General features: G+C 54.7%; 8 protein-coding genes and 2 rRNA genes. 2 read left to right on the top strand and 8 right to left on the bottom strand.

Translation table 11 applies throughout. The features are described from left to right. Positions 1-24 precede the first annotated feature (24 nt). Entirely contained in the window at positions 25-1,656 is a 1,632-nt protein-coding gene (locus C2U43_RS24215) for a Na/Pi cotransporter family protein (protein WP_048213962.1), read from the bottom strand. A 220-nt stretch (positions 1,657-1,876) separates the two neighbouring features. Further along, positions 1,877-5,560 (bottom strand): methionine synthase, encoded by a 3,684-nt coding sequence (gene metH / locus C2U43_RS24220; RefSeq protein WP_057068603.1) that lies wholly within the window; start codon positions 5,558-5,560, stop codon positions 1,877-1,879. A gap of 195 nt (positions 5,561-5,755) precedes the next feature. Here metH and iclR point away from each other — a divergent pair, with 195 nt between their 5' ends. Continuing rightward, positions 5,756-6,580: a glyoxylate bypass operon transcriptional repressor IclR gene (iclR, locus tag C2U43_RS24225; RefSeq protein WP_003826510.1), complete on the top strand. Its 825-nt coding sequence runs from the start codon at positions 5,756-5,758 to the stop codon at positions 6,578-6,580. A gap of 86 nt (positions 6,581-6,666) precedes the next feature. Here the strand turns inward: iclR and aceK are convergent, their stop codons facing one another. From aceK to metA, 4 genes are all read right to left on the bottom strand, one after another. After that, positions 6,667-8,448 carry a bifunctional isocitrate dehydrogenase kinase/phosphatase gene (gene aceK / locus C2U43_RS24230; protein ID WP_003826508.1) on the bottom strand — a complete coding sequence of 594 codons (1,782 nt, stop codon included), beginning with the start codon at positions 8,446-8,448 and terminating at the stop codon, positions 6,667-6,669. 102 nt (positions 8,449-8,550) lie between these two features. After that, entirely contained in the window at positions 8,551-9,855 is a 1,305-nt protein-coding gene (gene aceA, locus C2U43_RS24235; RefSeq protein WP_003826506.1) for an isocitrate lyase, read from the bottom strand. A gap of 31 nt (positions 9,856-9,886) precedes the next feature. Continuing rightward, positions 9,887-11,488 (bottom strand): malate synthase A, encoded by a 1,602-nt coding sequence (gene aceB, locus C2U43_RS24240; RefSeq protein ID WP_103285905.1) that lies wholly within the window; start codon positions 11,486-11,488, stop codon positions 9,887-9,889. A gap of 268 nt (positions 11,489-11,756) precedes the next feature. Continuing rightward, complete coding sequence (gene metA, locus C2U43_RS24245; RefSeq protein WP_003826503.1) at positions 11,757-12,686, bottom strand: homoserine O-acetyltransferase MetA; 930 nt, start codon at positions 12,684-12,686, stop codon at positions 11,757-11,759. A gap of 158 nt (positions 12,687-12,844) precedes the next feature. Here metA and C2U43_RS24250 point away from each other — a divergent pair, with 158 nt between their 5' ends. Further along, the gene (locus tag C2U43_RS24250) at positions 12,845-13,282 is read left to right on the top strand and encodes an acetyltransferase (RefSeq protein WP_003826501.1); all 438 of its coding nucleotides are present in this window, start codon (positions 12,845-12,847) and stop codon (positions 13,280-13,282) included. Positions 13,283-13,596: 314 nt separating this feature from the next. On the opposite strand, the gene rrf is transcribed toward C2U43_RS24250, so the two are convergent. Next, positions 13,597-13,712: ribosomal RNA gene (gene rrf / locus C2U43_RS24255) — 5S ribosomal RNA — on the bottom strand. Positions 13,713-13,803: 91 nt separating this feature from the next. Then, positions 13,804-16,710 (bottom strand): 23S ribosomal RNA (locus tag C2U43_RS24260). Positions 16,711-16,781 lie beyond the last annotated feature (71 nt).

Genomic DNA, 16,781 nt, shown 5'->3' on the forward strand with positions numbered 1-16,781 from the left:
CGGGCAATATTTCACCTGTCCTCATTAGTAATCATCCCGCTCATCGTCTTCATCTGGCTGTTCCAGCACGCTGTAAGCCACGGAACAAAACAGCGAGTTCAGACGCTGCATATCGCCCAACAGCGCCAGGTGCAAGGAGCTGGTCTCGATGCTCTGCACGTTCTGCTGATGCAGACGGTCAACGTGCGCATGCGAATAACGACGATTGAGAATACGGAAGCGGTGCTTGCTGCGACGCAGACGACGGGCACTGGTCACATCTCCTGAGAAGAACACTGACATCGCCAGCTGCAGATTGCTGAGCAACTGATCGTAGAGCGCATCCAGTTCTTTCAGCCCTTCGACAGAGAATGCCCGGCGGGCGGCCAGCGACTTATCGGCTATCTCGCTGCCCATACGTTCGACAATATCGGAAGCCTGCTCAAGGTTGAGCGACATTTCGATAATCTCCGCCCAACGGCGCGATTCCTCTTCCGCCAGCTCATCCTTTGGCATCCGCGCCAGATAGAGCTTAATTGCCGTGTACAGCACGTTAATGTCGTCCGCCATCCTGCGCAGCTCTTTCTCTTCACGCGGTTCGCCGTGCATTACTTTCTTCAGCCCGTCCATCATCTGCTCCATCGCGTCGCCGATACGCAGGGCTTCACGGGCGGCATTGGCCAGCGCGAGCGTCGGCGTATCCAGCGCGCTGACGTCCAGATGCTTGGGCTTCAGATGTGCATCCAACTCCGGCTCATCGCGGATGATGCGCTTACAAAAACGCGCCATCGGTTCGGCGAACGGCACCATCGCCACACAGCGCACCAGGTTGTAGAAGACGTGGAAGTAGATAACCAGTTCAGATTTCGGCAGCGGCAGTTCATCCATCAGATTGGCCAGCGGATGAACAAACGGCAGGATAATCAGACTGCCCACCAGCTTAAACAGCAGGCTGCCGAGCGCCACGCGACGGGCAGCAGCATTCGCAGCACTGTTGTTGAGCATCGCCAACAGGCCGGAGCCGAGGTTGGCACCAATCACCAGACACAACGCCACCGGGAACGAGATAATGCCTGCCGCGGTCAGAGTGGCCGTCAGCAGCACCGCCGCCAGACTGGAGTAACTGATAATCGCAAACATAGCGCCAATCAGCGCATCCAGCATAATATCGCCGGTCAGCGAGGCGAAAATAACCTGTACGCCGTTAGCCTGAGTTATCGGCGTGACCGCCTGCACAATCAGCTCCAGCGCAAGTAAAATCAACCCCAGCCCGATGCCAACCCGCCCCAGTTGCCCCACGCGGGACTGCTTACGCCCGAGAAAGAAGATCACGCCGATGAAAATCAGCAGTGGGGATAGCCATGAGAGATCGAAGGTCAGGATACGCGCCATCAGCGCGGTCCCCACGTCGGCACCCAGCACAATGACCAGCGCCGGGGTAAGCGCCACGAGATCTTGGGCGACAAACGAGGTCACCAGCATGGTGGTGGCGTTGCTGCTTTGCACCAGCGCCGTCACGCCGATACCCGCACAAAAGGCGAGCGGCTTCTTTTCAACACTACGGCTGAGGACGGTACGCAAGCGGGCGCCAAAGACACGCATCACGCCGGTACGCACAATATGCGTACCCCAAACCAGCATAGATACAGCAGAAAGCAGGTGTAACAGAGTTAACACGGAATCAGGTTCTCCTTATTTTTATGGTTTTTTGAGGCTCATTTGCCTGATGGCGCTGCGCTTATCAGGCCTACAAATCATCCCTATGTAGGCCGGATAAGGCGTTTACGCCGCCATCCGGCAACGGCCCCCTTTCAGTATAAGGGTTTAAACGTAATAAAGAGACAGGGCACTCATTGAGCGCCCTGTTTGTTGTAAAGAAAGATGACAGTTTTGTGAATCAGTCGGCGTCGTAGCCGAGGTTCGGCGCTAACCAGCGCTCCACTTCCGCCACGCTCATGCCTTTACGGAAGGCATAATCTTCAACCTGATCGCGCTGGATTTGCGCCACGGCGTAGTACTTGCTGTCCGGATGACTGAAATACCAGCCGGAAACCGACGCGCCTGGCCACATGGCGAAGGATTCGGTGAGTTTCATTCCGGTGTGTGCTTCCACATCCAGCAGTTCCCAGATGGTGGCTTTTTCGGTGTGTTCCGGGCACGCCGGATAGCCTGGTGCCGGGCGAATCCCCTGGTAGTTTTCGCGGATCAGCTCCTCGTTACTGAGGTTCTCATTCGCCGCATAGCCCCAGTAGACTTTACGCACACGCTCATGCAGATATTCTGCGAATGCTTCCGCCAGACGGTCAGCAATCGCTTTCACCATGATCTTGTTGTAGTCGTCATGCTGGGCTTCGAAGGCGTCCGCCAGCGCATCTTCCTCCAGCCCCCCGGTCACCGCGAAAGCACCGATATAATCCGCTTTGCCACTCAGTTTCGGCGCAACAAAGTCAGACAGGCAGTAGTTGGCGAAACCGACTTTTTCCGTCTGCTGGCGCAGATGATGGCTCACGTTGATGACGTGCGTACGCGTCTCGTCACGGTAAATCTCGATGTCGTCACCCACGCGGTTGGCCGGGAATAACCCCACCACGCCGCGCGGATTCAGGGTCTTCTCGGTGCTGAGTTTATCCAGCATGTCGTTAGCGTCTTTGAACAGGCGCTTCGCCTCTTCTCCTACTACCTCATCTTCGAGAATGCGCGGGTATTTCCCGGCCAGCGACCAGGTCATAAAGAACGGCGTCCAGTCGATGTAATTGCGCAGAGTTTCGATGCTGGCTTCCACTTCCTGCACGCCCAGACGGTGCGCCACCGGCGGGGTGTAGTTTTCCCAGTCGAAGGCCAGATCGTTGTCGCGGGCAGCCTGTAACGTTACTGGCGGGGTACGCGGTTTCTTACGCGCATGCTGGATACGCACGGTTTCGTACTCTTTACGCGTACGGGCGACAAAGTCATCACGCTGGGTGTCAGAGAGCAGCGCAGCCACCACGCCAACGGTACGCGAGGCGTTCTGCACGTACACCGTCGGGCCGCTGTAGTTCTGCTCGATTTTCACCGCCGTGTGCGCTTTTGAGGTGGTCGCGCCGCCAATCAGCAGCGGAATAGTGAATCCCTGACGCTCCATCTCTTTCGCCACGTTGACCATTTCGTCCAGCGATGGGGTAATCAGCCCGGAAAGGCCAATCAGATCGGCATTCACTTCACGCGCCGTTCTGAGGATTTTCTCCGCGGGCACCATCACGCCAAGATCGACGATTTCGTAGTTGTTACATTGCAGCACCACGCCGACAATGTTTTTGCCGATATCGTGCACATCGCCCTTCACGGTCGCGATGACCATTTTGCCGTTGCTGGAGCCTTTCTCTTTGCTGGCCTCAATGTACGGTTCGAGGTACGCCACCGCCTGCTTCATCACGCGGGCGGATTTCACCACCTGCGGCAGGAACATTTTGCCCTCGCCGAACAGATCGCCAACGACGTTCATGCCGTCCATCAGCGGTCCTTCAATAACTTCGATCGGACGCGCAGCCTGCTGGCGCGCTTCCTCGGTATCCAGCTCAATAAACTCGGTAATGCCTTTCACCAGCGAGTATTCGAGGCGCTTTTTCACGTCCCAGGTGCGCCACTCCGCCATCTGGGCATTCGCCGTGTCGTCGGTTTTACTGCCGCGATATTTCTCTGCCAGCTCCAGCAGTCGTTCGGTGCCATCGTCACGACGGTTGAGGATCACATCTTCAACAGCATCGCGCAGCTCGGCGGGCAAGTCGTCGTAAATAGCCAGCTGTCCGGCGTTGACGATCCCCATGTCCATGCCGTTGCGAATGGCGTAGTAGAGGAATACCGCGTGAATGGCTTCACGTACCGGGTCGTTGCCACGGAACGAGAATGAAACGTTAGAAACGCCGCCGGAGATCAGCGCGTGCGGCAGTTCGCGTTTGATGTCTTCACACGCGCCGATAAAGTCCTGCGCGTAGTTGTTGTGCTCATCAATACCGGTCGCGACAGCAAAGATGTTCGGGTCGAAGATGATATCTTCCGGCGGGAAGCCCACCTCTTCGGTAAGAATTTTGTACGCCCGACGGCAGATTTCGATTTTACGTGCGCGGGTGTCGGCCTGCCCTTGCTCGTCAAAGGCCATCACCACCACCGCGGCACCGTAGCGACGCAGCAGCTTCGCGTGATGGATAAAGGTCTCAACCCCCTCTTTCATCGAGATGGAGTTAACGATGCCTTTACCCTGAATGCACTTCAGCCCTTTCTCGATAACGTCCCATTTCGAGGAGTCGATCATAATCGGTACGCGGGCGATATCCGGCTCACCGGCGATCAGGTTGAGGAAACGCACCATTGCCGCTTCGGCGTCAAGCATCCCCTCATCCATGTTGATATCGATGATCTGCGCGCCGCTTTCCACCTGCTGACGGGCGACGTCCAGCGCTTCGCTGTATTTCTCTTCTTTGATCAGGCGTTTAAACTTGGCCGAACCGGTGACGTTGGTACGCTCGCCAACGTTCACAAACAGGCTGTCGTCGCCGATGTTCAGCGGCTCAAGGCCGGAAAGGCGGCAGGCAACCGGGATTTCCGGCAAGCGGCGCGGCGGTAAGCCATCCACCGCGCGGCTCATGGCGGCGATATGTTCCGGCGTGGTGCCGCAGCAGCCGCCGACGATATTCAGGAAACCGGCCTCAGCCCACTCGCGAATCTGCGCCGCCATGGTGTCGGCGTCGAGATCGTATTCACCAAAGGCGTTCGGCAGACCGGCGTTCGGGTGCGCGGTGACGTAGCATTCAGCAATGCGCGACAGTTCCTGCACGTACTGGCGCAGCTCGTCCGGGCCTAACGCGCAGTTCAGACCGAAGGTCAGCGCATCGGCGTGGCGCAGGGAGTTGTAGAATGCTTCGGTAGTCTGGCCGGAGAGCGTACGCCCGGAAGCATCGGTGATAGTGCCGGAGAGCATAATCGGCAGCTCAACGCCCAGCGCTTCGAATTCGGTTTTAACCGCGAAAATAGCGGCTTTGGCGTTCAGAGTATCGAAGACGGTTTCAATCAGGATCAGGTCACTGCCGCCTTCCACCAGCGCTTTGGTGGATTCACGGTAGGCGGCCACCAGCTGATCAAAGGTAATGTTGCGGTAAGCCGGGTCGTTAACATCAGGCGAGATAGACGCCGTACGGTTCGTTGGGCCGAGCACGCCCGCGACGTAGCGCGGTTTTTCCGGCGTGCGCGCCGTCCATTCGTCAGCCGCCGCACGCGCCAGTTTGGCTGCCGCAAAGTTGATTTCCGCCGACAGGGATTCCATCTGGTAATCCGCCATGGCGATAGTCGTCGAGTTAAAGGTGTTGGTTTCGATGATATCCGCGCCCGCCTCAAAGTAGGCGTTATGGATGGCGGCGATGACCTCCGGTTTGCTGAGCACCAACAGGTCGTTGTTGCCTTTCAGATCGCACGGCCAGTCGGCAAAGCGTTCGCCGCGGAAATCCTCTTCGCTCAGACGATATCCCTGGATCATGGTGCCCATACCGCCGTCCAGCACCAGAATACGTTCATTTAACTGCTGACGTAATTGTTCTACTTTGCTGCTCACACTCGCTCCCGACAACGCTCAACCAGACCGAAAAAAACTCAACAGGTCATACTGGCACAAACCTGAGAGGCGGAAAAGAGAACAACGGCCAACATGAGACATGTTCAGCTTCACTCATCCGATCAGTACAGGAATTCTTGCATTATAATTGAATAAAACGAAAATAATTTCCACGATACAGAAAAGGAGTCTGCCATGGTAGCCACTGTCCCCGCGAAACGCGGTAGAAAACCCGCCGCTGCTACTGCGCCTGCAACCGGGCAGGTTCAGTCTCTGACCCGCGGTCTGAAGCTGCTGGAGTGGATTGCGGAATCCAACGGCAGCGTGGCGCTGACCGAGCTGGCGCAGCAGGCTGGCCTGCCAAACTCCACGACTCACCGTTTGCTGACCACCATGCAGCAGCAGGGTTTTGTCCGTCAGGTGGGTGAATTAGGCCACTGGGCCGTAGGTGCGCATGCGTTCATCGTCGGCAGCAGCTTTTTGCAAAGCCGTAATCTGCTGGCGATTGTCCATCCGATCCTGCGCAAGCTGATGGAAGATTCCGGTGAGACGGTAAACCTGGCCGTGCTGGATCAAAGCGATCATCAGGCCATTATTATCGACCAGGTGCAGTGCACCCAACTGATGCGCATGTCCGCGCCTATCGGCGGCAAGCTGCCGATGCACGCCTCCGGTGCGGGTAAAGCGTTTTTATCCCAACTGAGCGAAGAACAAGTGACTGGCCTGCTGCACCGCAAAGGCCTGCATGCTTATACACACGCCACGCTGGTGTCGCCAGTGCATCTGAAAGAGGATTTGGCCCAGACGCGCAAGCGCGGCTATTCCTTTGATGATGAGGAACATGCGCTGGGTCTGCGCTGCGTGGCGTCGTGCATTTATGACGAGCACCGCGAGCCGTTCGCTGCGATTTCCATTTCCGGACCCATTTCGCGTATTACCGACGATCGCGTGACCGAGTTTGGCGCCATGGCGATCAAAGCGGCGAAAGAAGTAACGCTGGCGTACGGCGGATTTCGCTAAGATGGGGTTGCCGGGTGGCGGCTACGCCTTACCCGGCCTGCTATCCAGGGTTAGGGCAGATTTGTAGGCCTGATAAGCGTAGCGCATCAGGCACGGCGCACATTGCCGGATGGCGGCGCAAGTGCCTTATCCGGCCTACGGTCGGTTTCATAACGCACGCTGAACCGCTGCCGACGTCGGTAGGCGTAAACATCTTCCACGTGACCGTTTTTGATGCGCGTCTGTAGGCCGCGCCAGTAGTCAGCGCTGAACAGGTCAGCGTGCATCTCTTCAAATAGCGGCCCTATACGCGGGTCGGCACATAGCCAGTGACGAAATTCTTCCGGGAAGACATCTCCCGGCGATACGCTGTACCACGGCTCAGCGCTCATCTCATCTTCCGGGTAGCGTGGCGGCGGGATATGGCGGAAATTCACCTCCGTCATGTAGCAGATTTCATCGTAATCGTAGAACACCACACGCCCGTGACGGGTCACGCCGAAGTTCTTAAATAGCATATCACCGGGGAAAATATTGGCGGCGGCCAGCTGACGAATGGCGTTGCCGTACTCTTCAATGGCATCGCGCAGTTGCTGACCTTCGACCTGCTCCAGCCAGATATTCAGCGGCACCATCCGTCGTTCGATATACAGATGGCGAATGACAATCTGATCGCCGAGATCGGTAATTTTTTCCGGGGCTTCCTGCAATAACAGCGCCATCAGCGCCGGATCGATTTGCCGTTTCTCCAGCACAAAATTCTCGAATTCCTGGGTGTCAGCCATCCGCCCAACACGATCGTGTTCTTTGACCAGTTGATAGCAGGCGCGGACGTGGGCGGCAGACATCTCTTTTTGCGGGGCAAATTTGTCTTTGATGATTTTAAACACCCGGTCAAAACCCGGCAACGTAAACACCAACATCACCATGCCGCGGATCCCCGGCGCTTCAATAAACTGCTCATCGCAATGGGCAAGATAGAGCAGATATTCGCGGTAACTTTCGGTCTTCGCGTGTTTCTGACAGCCAATCGCCATGTACAGTTCGGCGGTGGTTTTACCGGGCAGGATCTCGCGCAGCCACTCCACCAGCGCCGCGGGCAAAGGGGCGTAAACCATAAAATAGGAGCGGGCGAAGCCAAACACAATGCTCGCCTCCGCCGTCGTGGTCAGACAGGTATCGACAAACAATTCGCCTTCATCAGTCCGGTGGATTGGCAGTAAAAACGGTAGCGTCCCCGAAGGAGTAATCAGCTTACCGACCAGCCAGGCGGCCTTGTTGCGATAAAACAGTTCGTTCGCCACCTGTAAATGGCAGCCCGACAACACATCCGCTCCCAGGGTTTCGGTCAGGTGTTCGATGATGTAGTGGATATCACGATGTTTGTTCTGCCACGGCAGACGCAGGGGCAGATCGCTAAGGACGCGCGTCAGCAGCCACTCCCAGCCGGTATCCGGAAAAAAGTCTTTCGCCAGCGGGCGGGGGATCGTGCGAAAACGGCGCTCTGGCTGAGAACTGAAAATAAACAGCCGCTCGGGAGTCAGCGAGCGGTGGTCAAATAACCGACAGTAAACGGAGTTAAAGAAACTCTCCGCAATCTCGAAGCGCGGGTAATCCGGCAGTAGCCGGGTGTAATGCTCTTTCACGCGAAGTAAAAAATCCGCGTCGGTACTTTTGCCGTCAGTAATGCAGCGCAACTGCTCCACCACCAGACCCACGTGATGATCGTAAAGGTGAATACGGCTTTTCATCGCCTGCTGAACCGCATGCCAGTCGGCATGTTCAAAACGCTGCTGCGCGCCGGAGGTGACTTCCAGAAAACGCCCGTACTGGGCGTCGAAACCTTGCAAGATAGTCTGAGCAATCAGTAATTCCAGGCCACGCGTCATCAATGTCTCCCATCCGGCACAACGTCATGCCGGATGGCGCGTTCGCTTATCCGGCCTACATCCCTTCGTAGGCCCGGTAAGCGCAGCGCCACCGGGCATTAATCAAAACTGCGATTCTTCGGTCGAGCCGGTCAGCGCGGTCACCGAGGAAGCTCCGCCCTGAATGATGGTGGTGACTTTGTCGAAGTAACCTGTGCCCACTTCCTGCTGATGGGAGACGAAGGTGTAACCGTCTTTAGCTGCCGCAAATTCTGGCTGCTGAACCTTCTCAACATAATGGCGCATGCCTTCACCCTGCGCATAGGAGTGCGCGAGGTCGAACATGTTGAACCACATGCTGTGGATACCCGCCAGGGTAATGAACTGGTATTTGTAACCCATATCCGACAGCTGCTGCTGGAAGCTGGCGATAGTTTTGTCATCCAGGTTTTTCTGCCAGTTAAACGACGGCGAACAGTTGTAAGCCAGCAGTTTGCCAGGGTATTTCGCGTGGATCGCATCGGCAAAGCGCTTCGCCAGCTCAAGGTCCGGCGTGGAGGTTTCACACCACACCAGATCCGCATACGGTGCGTAGGCCAGACCACGGCTGATCGCCTGCTCAATACCCGCATGCGTACGGTAGAACCCTTCGCTGGTACGTTCGCCAGTGATGAACTCGCTGTCGTATGGGTCGCAATCAGACGTAATCAGATCGGCTGCGTCAGCATCGGTACGTGCAATCACCAGCGTCGGCACACCCATGACGTCGGCTGCCAGACGGGCGGCCACCAGTTTCTGGATAGCTTCCTGCGTCGGAACCAGCACTTTGCCGCCCATGTGACCACATTTTTTCACTGATGCGAGCTGATCTTCGAAGTGAACGGCCGCTGCACCAGCCTCAATCATCGATTTCATCAGTTCAAACGCGTTCAGTACGCCGCCAAACCCTGCTTCCGCATCGGCAACGATCGGCAGGAAGTAATCGACATAGCGAGGATCGTTCGGCTCAATACCGGTTGACCATTGGATCTGATCGGCACGACGGAATGTGTTGTTGATCCGATCCACCACCGCCGGGACGGAGTTCGCCGGATACAGCGATTGGTCCGGGTACATGCTGGATGCCAGGTTGGCATCTGCCGCCACCTGCCAGCCTGAAAGGTAGACCGCTTCAATACCGGCTTTCGCCTGCTGCAGCGCCTGACCGCCGGTCAGCGCGCCGAGGCTGTTGATATAACCTTTCTTCGATTCGCCGTGCAGCAGACGCCACATTTTCGCCGCGCCAAGCTGCGCCAACGTGCATTCCGGGTTGACCGAGCCACGTAATTTCACCACTTCCTCCGCGCTATATGGACGGGTGATGCCTTCCCAGCGCGGTTGAGTCCATTCTTTCTGTAATTCTTCGATTTGTTGAGTACGGGTTTTCATGTGCAGATGCTCCATATTGTTATGTGGTGGATTACGCCAGCAGGCGGTAGCCTGGCAGGGTCAAGAAATCGATCAGTTCATCAGAGGTAGTGATTTGCTCCATCAGGCGCGCGGCATCGTCAAAACGCCCGCTGCTGTAGCGGTGTTCGCCCAGCTCGTCCTGAATCACCAGCATCTCTTCGGCCAGCATCTGACGGAACAGCGGTTTGGTAACCGGCTTGCCGTTGCTGAGCGTCTTCTCGTGGTGGATCCACTGCCAGATGGAGGTACGGGAGATTTCGGCGGTGGCCGCGTCTTCCATCAGACCGTAAATCGGTACGCAGCCGTTACCGGAGATCCACGCTTCGATGTACTGCACCGCGACACGGATATTGGCGCGCATGCCTTCTTCGGTACGCTCACCTTCACAAGGTGCCAGCAGTTGCTCTGCGGTAATCGGGGCATCTTCTTCACGGGTCACGAACAGCTGATTTTTGTTTTCACCGAGTACGTCGTTGAACACCGCCATGGCGGTATCTGCCAGTCCCGGATGGGCAATCCATGTGCCGTCATGACCGTTATTTGCTTCCAGTGCTTTGTCCGCTTTTACCTTGGTCAGAACCTGGTTGTTACGTTCCGCATCTTTGCTGGGAATGAACGCTGCCATGCCGCCCATCGCGAATGCGCCACGTTTATGACAGGTTTTAATCAGCAGACGCGAATAGGCGCTGAGGAATGGTTTATCCATCGTCACCACCTGGCGGTCCGGCAGCACGCGATCCGGGTGGTTCTTCAGTGTTTTGATATAGCTAAAAATGTAGTCCCAGCGACCGCAGTTCAGGCCCACAATGTGGTCACGCAGGGCGTGCAGAATTTCGTCCATCTGGAAGACGGCAGGCAGCGTTTCAATCAGCAGGGTCGCTTTAATGGTGCCGCGCGGCAGGTTAAAGCGGTCTTCTGCATAGCTGAACACTTCGCTCCACCATGCCGCTTCTTGCCAGGCCTGCGTTTTTGGCAGATAGAAATAAGGGCCGCTGCCTTTCGCCAGCAACGTTTTGTAGTTGTGGAAGAAATAGAGGGCAAAGTCGAACAGGCTGCCCGGGATAGATTCGCCACGCCAGGTGACGTGTTTTTCCGGCAGATGCAGACCACGAACGCGACATACCAACAGAGCCGGATTAGGCTTGAGCTGATAAATTTTACCCGTTTCGTTGGTGTAGCTAATGGTGCCATTGACCGCATCGCGCAGGTTGATCTGCCCGTCGATAACTTTGCTCCACTCAGGAGCCAGTGAATCTTCGAAGTCAGCCATAAAGACTTTGACGTTCGCGTTCAGCGCGTTGATGACCATCTTGCGCTCAACGGGTCCGGTGATCTCTACGCGGCGATCCAGTAAATCATCAGGAATTCCGCGAATTTTCCAGCCACCTTCACGAATGGAAGCTGTTTCCGAAATAAAATCAGGCAACTTACCGTCATCAATATCCTGCTGCTGCTGGATACGTGCAGCCAGAAGTTTATTCCGCTTTGGCGTAAATCTTGTCACCAGTTCAGTCAGAAACTCCACTGCTTCAGCGGTCAGAATTTGCTGTTCCTGTTCGCCACGCGGCCTGGTGAAGACCAGTTCATCGGTTGTCGTTGCCTGTTGATTCATTGCGTAGTTCCTCGTCATTGATCCAAACACATCCCCAATGCGAACGAAGGATCGTTGTGCGCTTTTCGTTCAGCACAACTAAGACTACTCATTTAAATCTCAAAATCAAAAACAATTTCCATTTTTAATTTAATTATCAATTAACCTATTGATAACAATATAAATAAAATTTAATTACACGATGAGGTGCGTTTCGGAAATAAAAAAGGCACCCGAAGGTGCCTGATTCAATATGCTGAAACGCTTAAGGATCGTCTGCTACAGAAGATTAATCCAGCGTTGGATTCATGTGACGCAGATCATATGGCGTGATCTGGTAGACGTAATAGTTGAGCCAGTTGGTAAACAACAGATTACCGTGGCTACGCCAGGTTGCCCGCGGTTTGTTTTGCGGGTCATCTTTCGGGAAATAGTTATAGGGTACTTCCGGCGATAAGCCCGCTTCGACATCACGAAAATATTCGCTGCCGAGTGTATGGTCGTCGTACTCAGGATGACCCGTCACGAAGGCGATACGTTTGTCTTTGCTGGCAAACAGGTAGGCATCTCCCTCTTCGGTTTCAGCAAAGATCTCGAGATCGGTGTAGTCGCGGATAAGCGCTGCAGGGAAATCAGCATAGCGCGAATGCGGGGCCAGGAACGCATCATCGAATCCACGCGTCAGTAGCGCATGAGGGTGCAGAATATGGTGCTCATAGACGCCTGAGAGTTTGTCCGTGCGGGTTTGCTTGGGAATTCCGTACAGGATATTCAACGCGGCCTGCACCGCCCAACAGACAAATAACGTCGAGGTAACGTGATCTTTGGCCCATTCAAGCACTTGCTTAATCTGCGGCCAGTAAGCCACATCATTAAATTCAACCAGGCCCAACGGTGCGCCGGTCACGATCAATCCGTCAAAGTTCTGATCGCAGATATCCTCGAAATTACAGTAGAAGTTATTCAGATGCTCCGTTGGGGTGTTGCGTGACTCGCGGGCATCGATGCGCAATAGCTGAACATCTACCTGCAGCGGTGAGTTAGACAGTAAGCGCAGGAACTGGTTTTCCGTTTCAATCTTCTTGGGCATCAGGTTAAGGATGAGCACCTTCAGTGGACGAATTTCCTGACCGGAAGCGCGGGATGTCGTCATCACGAAGACGTTTTCCTCACGCAAAAAATTGACGGCGGGTAGCTCGTCCTGCACGCGAATTGGCATAACCTGATAACCTCACAACATACGTTTAAACGTTTAGACATCCAGATAGCTGAAGATACCCAGGAATCATGCGAATGTCGAGCCTGCATCCTCAAGTTGAGAAAGTTTCACGGCTCCTTGCTGTAGAATAGTGCAGTAAAGAAAAAAAGGAGAATGCTATGAACCTTACCATTCGTCGTTCGCGTCAGGACGAAGGAGATAAGTTAGTTTCTATTTGGTGTCGCTCAGTAGATGCCACGCACCATTTCCTCTCTGCGGATTATCGGATTGAGCTGGAGGAGCTGGTACGTTCATTTTTACCAGAAGCCCCTCTGTGGGTTGCAGTGACAGAACAAGATGAGCCCGTCGCCTTTATGCTCCTGACCGACCAGCATATAGATGCTTTGTTTGTCGATCCGGATGTGCGTGGTAGTGGCGTTGGTAAACTGCTGATTGAACATGCTTTATCAATGAGTTCAACGCTAACAACCAACGTTAACGAGCAGAATGAGCAGGCGGTTGGATTCTATAAGAAGATGGGATTTAGCGTGACGGGACGTACAGAGGTGGACGATCTCGGACGACCGTACCCGTTACTCAACCTCGTACGCGGGTAGCAGGACTAGCTTTTGTAGGCCGGATAAGGCGACACGCCGCATCCGGCAATGTACCGCCGCGTTGCCTGATGCGCTGCGCTTATCAGGCCTACAAAATACGTTCAGCCCGGCCTCTGTAGGCCGGATAAGGCGGCACGCCGCATCCGGCAGTATGCAGACGTGTTGCCTGATGCGCTGCGCTTATCAGGCCTACAAAATACGTTCAGCCCGGCCCCTGTAGGCCGGATAAGGCGGCACGCCGCATCCGGCGGTTTTCATTCCGCACAGACGCAAAAAAGCCCATCCGGCAGGATGGGCTTCTTCACTAAATTAATGCCTGGCAGTTCCCTACTCTCGCATGGGGAGACCCCACACTACCATCGGCGCTACGGCGTTTCACTTCTGAGTTCGGCATGGGGTCAGGTGGGACCACCGCGCTACAGCCGCCAGGCAAATTCTGTTTATCAACACGCTTTTGCATGTCGATGTTATCTGTATCAGGCTGAAAATCTGTCTCTTCGCCAAAACATCTTCGGCGTTGTAAGGTTAAGCCTCACGGTTCATTAGTATCGGTTAGCTCAATGTATCGCTACACTTACACACCCGACCTATCAACGTCATCGTCTTTAACGTTCCTTCAGGACCCTTAAAGGGTCAGGGAGAACTCATCTCGGGGCAAGTTTCGTGCTTAGATGCTTTCAGCACTTATCTCTTCCGCATTTAGCTACCGGGCAATGCCATTGGCATGACAACCCGAACACCAGTGATGCGTCCACTCCGGTCCTCTCGTACTAGGAGCAGCCCCCCTCAATTCTCCAGCGCCCACGGCAGATAGGGACCGAACTGTCTCACGACGTTCTAAACCCAGCTCGCGTACCACTTTAAATGGCGAACAGCCATACCCTTGGGACCTACTTCAGCCCCAGGATGTGATGAGCCGACATCGAGGTGCCAAACACCGCCGTCGATATGAACTCTTGGGCGGTATCAGCCTGTTATCCCCGGAGTACCTTTTATCCGTTGAGCGATGGCCCTTCCATTCAGAACCACCGGATCACTAAGACCTGCTTTCGCACCTGCTCGAGCCGTCACTCTCGCAGTCAAGCTAGCTTATGCCTTTGCACTAACCTCCTGATGTCCGACCAGGATTAGCTAACCTTCGTGCTCCTCCGTTACTCTTTAGGAGGAGACCGCCCCAGTCAAACTACCCACCAGACACTGTCCGCAACCCGGATTACGGGTCTACGTTAGAACACCAGCCATTAAAGGGTGGTATTTCAAGGATGGCTCCATGCAGACTGGCGTCCACACTTCAAAGCCTCCCACCTATCCTACACATCAAGGACCAGTGTTCAGTGTCAAGCTATAGTAAAGGTTCACGGGGTCTTTCCGTCTTGCCGCGGGTACACTGCATCTTCACAGCGAGTTCAATTTCACTGAGTCTCGGGTGGAGACAGCCTGGCCATCATTACGCCATTCGTGCAGGTCGGAACTTACCCGACAAGGAATTTCGCTACCTTAGGACCGTTATAGTTACGGCCGCCGTTTACCGGGGCTTCGATCAAGAGCTTCTCCTTACGGATAACCCCATCAATTAACCTTCCGGCACCGGGCAGGCGTCACACCGTATACGTCCACTTTCGTGTTTGCACAGTGCTGTGTTTTTAATAAACAGTTGCAGCCAGCTGGTATCTTCGACTGATTTCAGCTCCATGGGTAAACCACTTCACCTACATATCAGCGTGCCTTCTCCCGAAGTTACGGCACCATTTTGCCTAGTTCCTTCACCCGAGTTCTCTCAAGCGCCTTGGTATTCTCTACCTGACCACCTGTGTCGGTTTGGGGTACGATTTCGTGTTACCTGATGCTTAGAGGCTTTTCCTGGAAGCAGGGCATTTGTTACTTCAGCACCGTAGTGCCTCGTCATCACACCTCAGCGTTAAAAGGTACCGGATTTACCTGGAACCTCCGCCTACATGCTTAAACCGGGACAACCGTCGCCCGGCTAACATAGCCTTCTCCGTCCCCCCTTCGCAGTAACACCAAGTACAGGAATATTAACCTGTTTCCCATCGACTACGCCTTTCGGCCTCGCCTTAGGGGTCGACTCACCCTGCCCCGATTAACGTTGGACAGGAACCCTTGGTCTTCCGGCGTGCGGGTTTTTCACCCGCATTATCGTTACTTATGTCAGCATTCGCACTTCTGATACCTCCAGCATGCCTCACGACACACCTTCAACGGCTTACAGAACGCTCCCCTACCCAACAACACATAGTGTCGCTGCCGCAGCTTCGGTGCATGGTTTAGCCCCGTTACATCTTCCGCGCAGGCCGACTCGACCAGTGAGCTATTACGCTTTCTTTAAATGATGGCTGCTTCTAAGCCAACATCCTGGCTGTCTGTGCCTTCCCACATCGTTTCCCACTTAACCATGACTTTGGGACCTTAGCTGGCGGTCTGGGTTGTTTCCCTCTTCACGACGGACGTTAGCACCCGCCGTGTGTCTCCCGTGATAACATTCTTCGGTATTCGCAGTTTGCATCGGGTTGGTAAGTCGGGATGACCCCCTAGCCGAAACAGTGCTCTACCCCCGAAGATGAATTCACGAGGCGCTACCTAAATAGCTTTCGGGGAGAACCAGCTATCTCCCGGTTTGATTGGCCTTTCACCCCCAGCCACAAGTCATCCGCTAATTTTTCAACATTAGTCGGTTCGGTCCTCCAGTTAGTGTTACCCAACCTTCAACCTGCCCATGGCTAGATCACCGGGTTTCGGGTCTATACCCTGCAACTTAACGCCCAGTTAAGACTCGGTTTCCCTTCGGCTCCCCTATTCGGTTAACCTTGCTACAGAATATAAGTCGCTGACCCATTATACAAAAGGTACGCAGTCACACCCCAAAGGGTGCTCCCACTGCTTGTACGTACACGGTTTCAGGTTCTTTTTCACTCCCCTCGCCGGGGTTCTTTTCGCCTTTCCCTCACGGTACTGGTTCACTATCGGTCAGTCAGGAGTATTTAGCCTTGGAGGATGGTCCCCCCATATTCAGACAGGATACCACGTGTCCCGCCCTACTCTTCGAGTTCACAACACATGCACTTTTGTGTACGGGACTTTCACCCTGTATCGTGCGACTTTCCAGACGCTTCCACTAACACACATGCTGATTCAGACTCTGGGCTGCTCCCCGTTCGCTCGCCGCTACTGGGGGAATCTCGGTTGATTTCTTTTCCTCGGGGTACTTAGATGTTTCAGTTCCCCCGGTTCGCTTCATTACGCTATGTATTCACGTAATGATAGTGTGTCGAAACACACTGGGTTTCCCCATTCGGAAATCGCCGGTTATAACGGTTCATATCACCTTACCGACGCTTATCGCAGATTAGCACGTCCTTCATCGCCTCTGACTGCCAGGGCATCCACCGTGTACGCTTAGTCGCTTAACCTCACAACCCGAAGATGTTTCTTTCGATTCATCATCGACTTGCAAAAATTTGAGAGACTCGAACACACCGCT

It is taken from the genome of Citrobacter freundii complex sp. CFNIH9, from assembly GCF_002903305.1.
Taxonomy (GTDB): Bacteria; Pseudomonadota; Gammaproteobacteria; order Enterobacterales; family Enterobacteriaceae; genus Citrobacter; species Citrobacter portucalensis.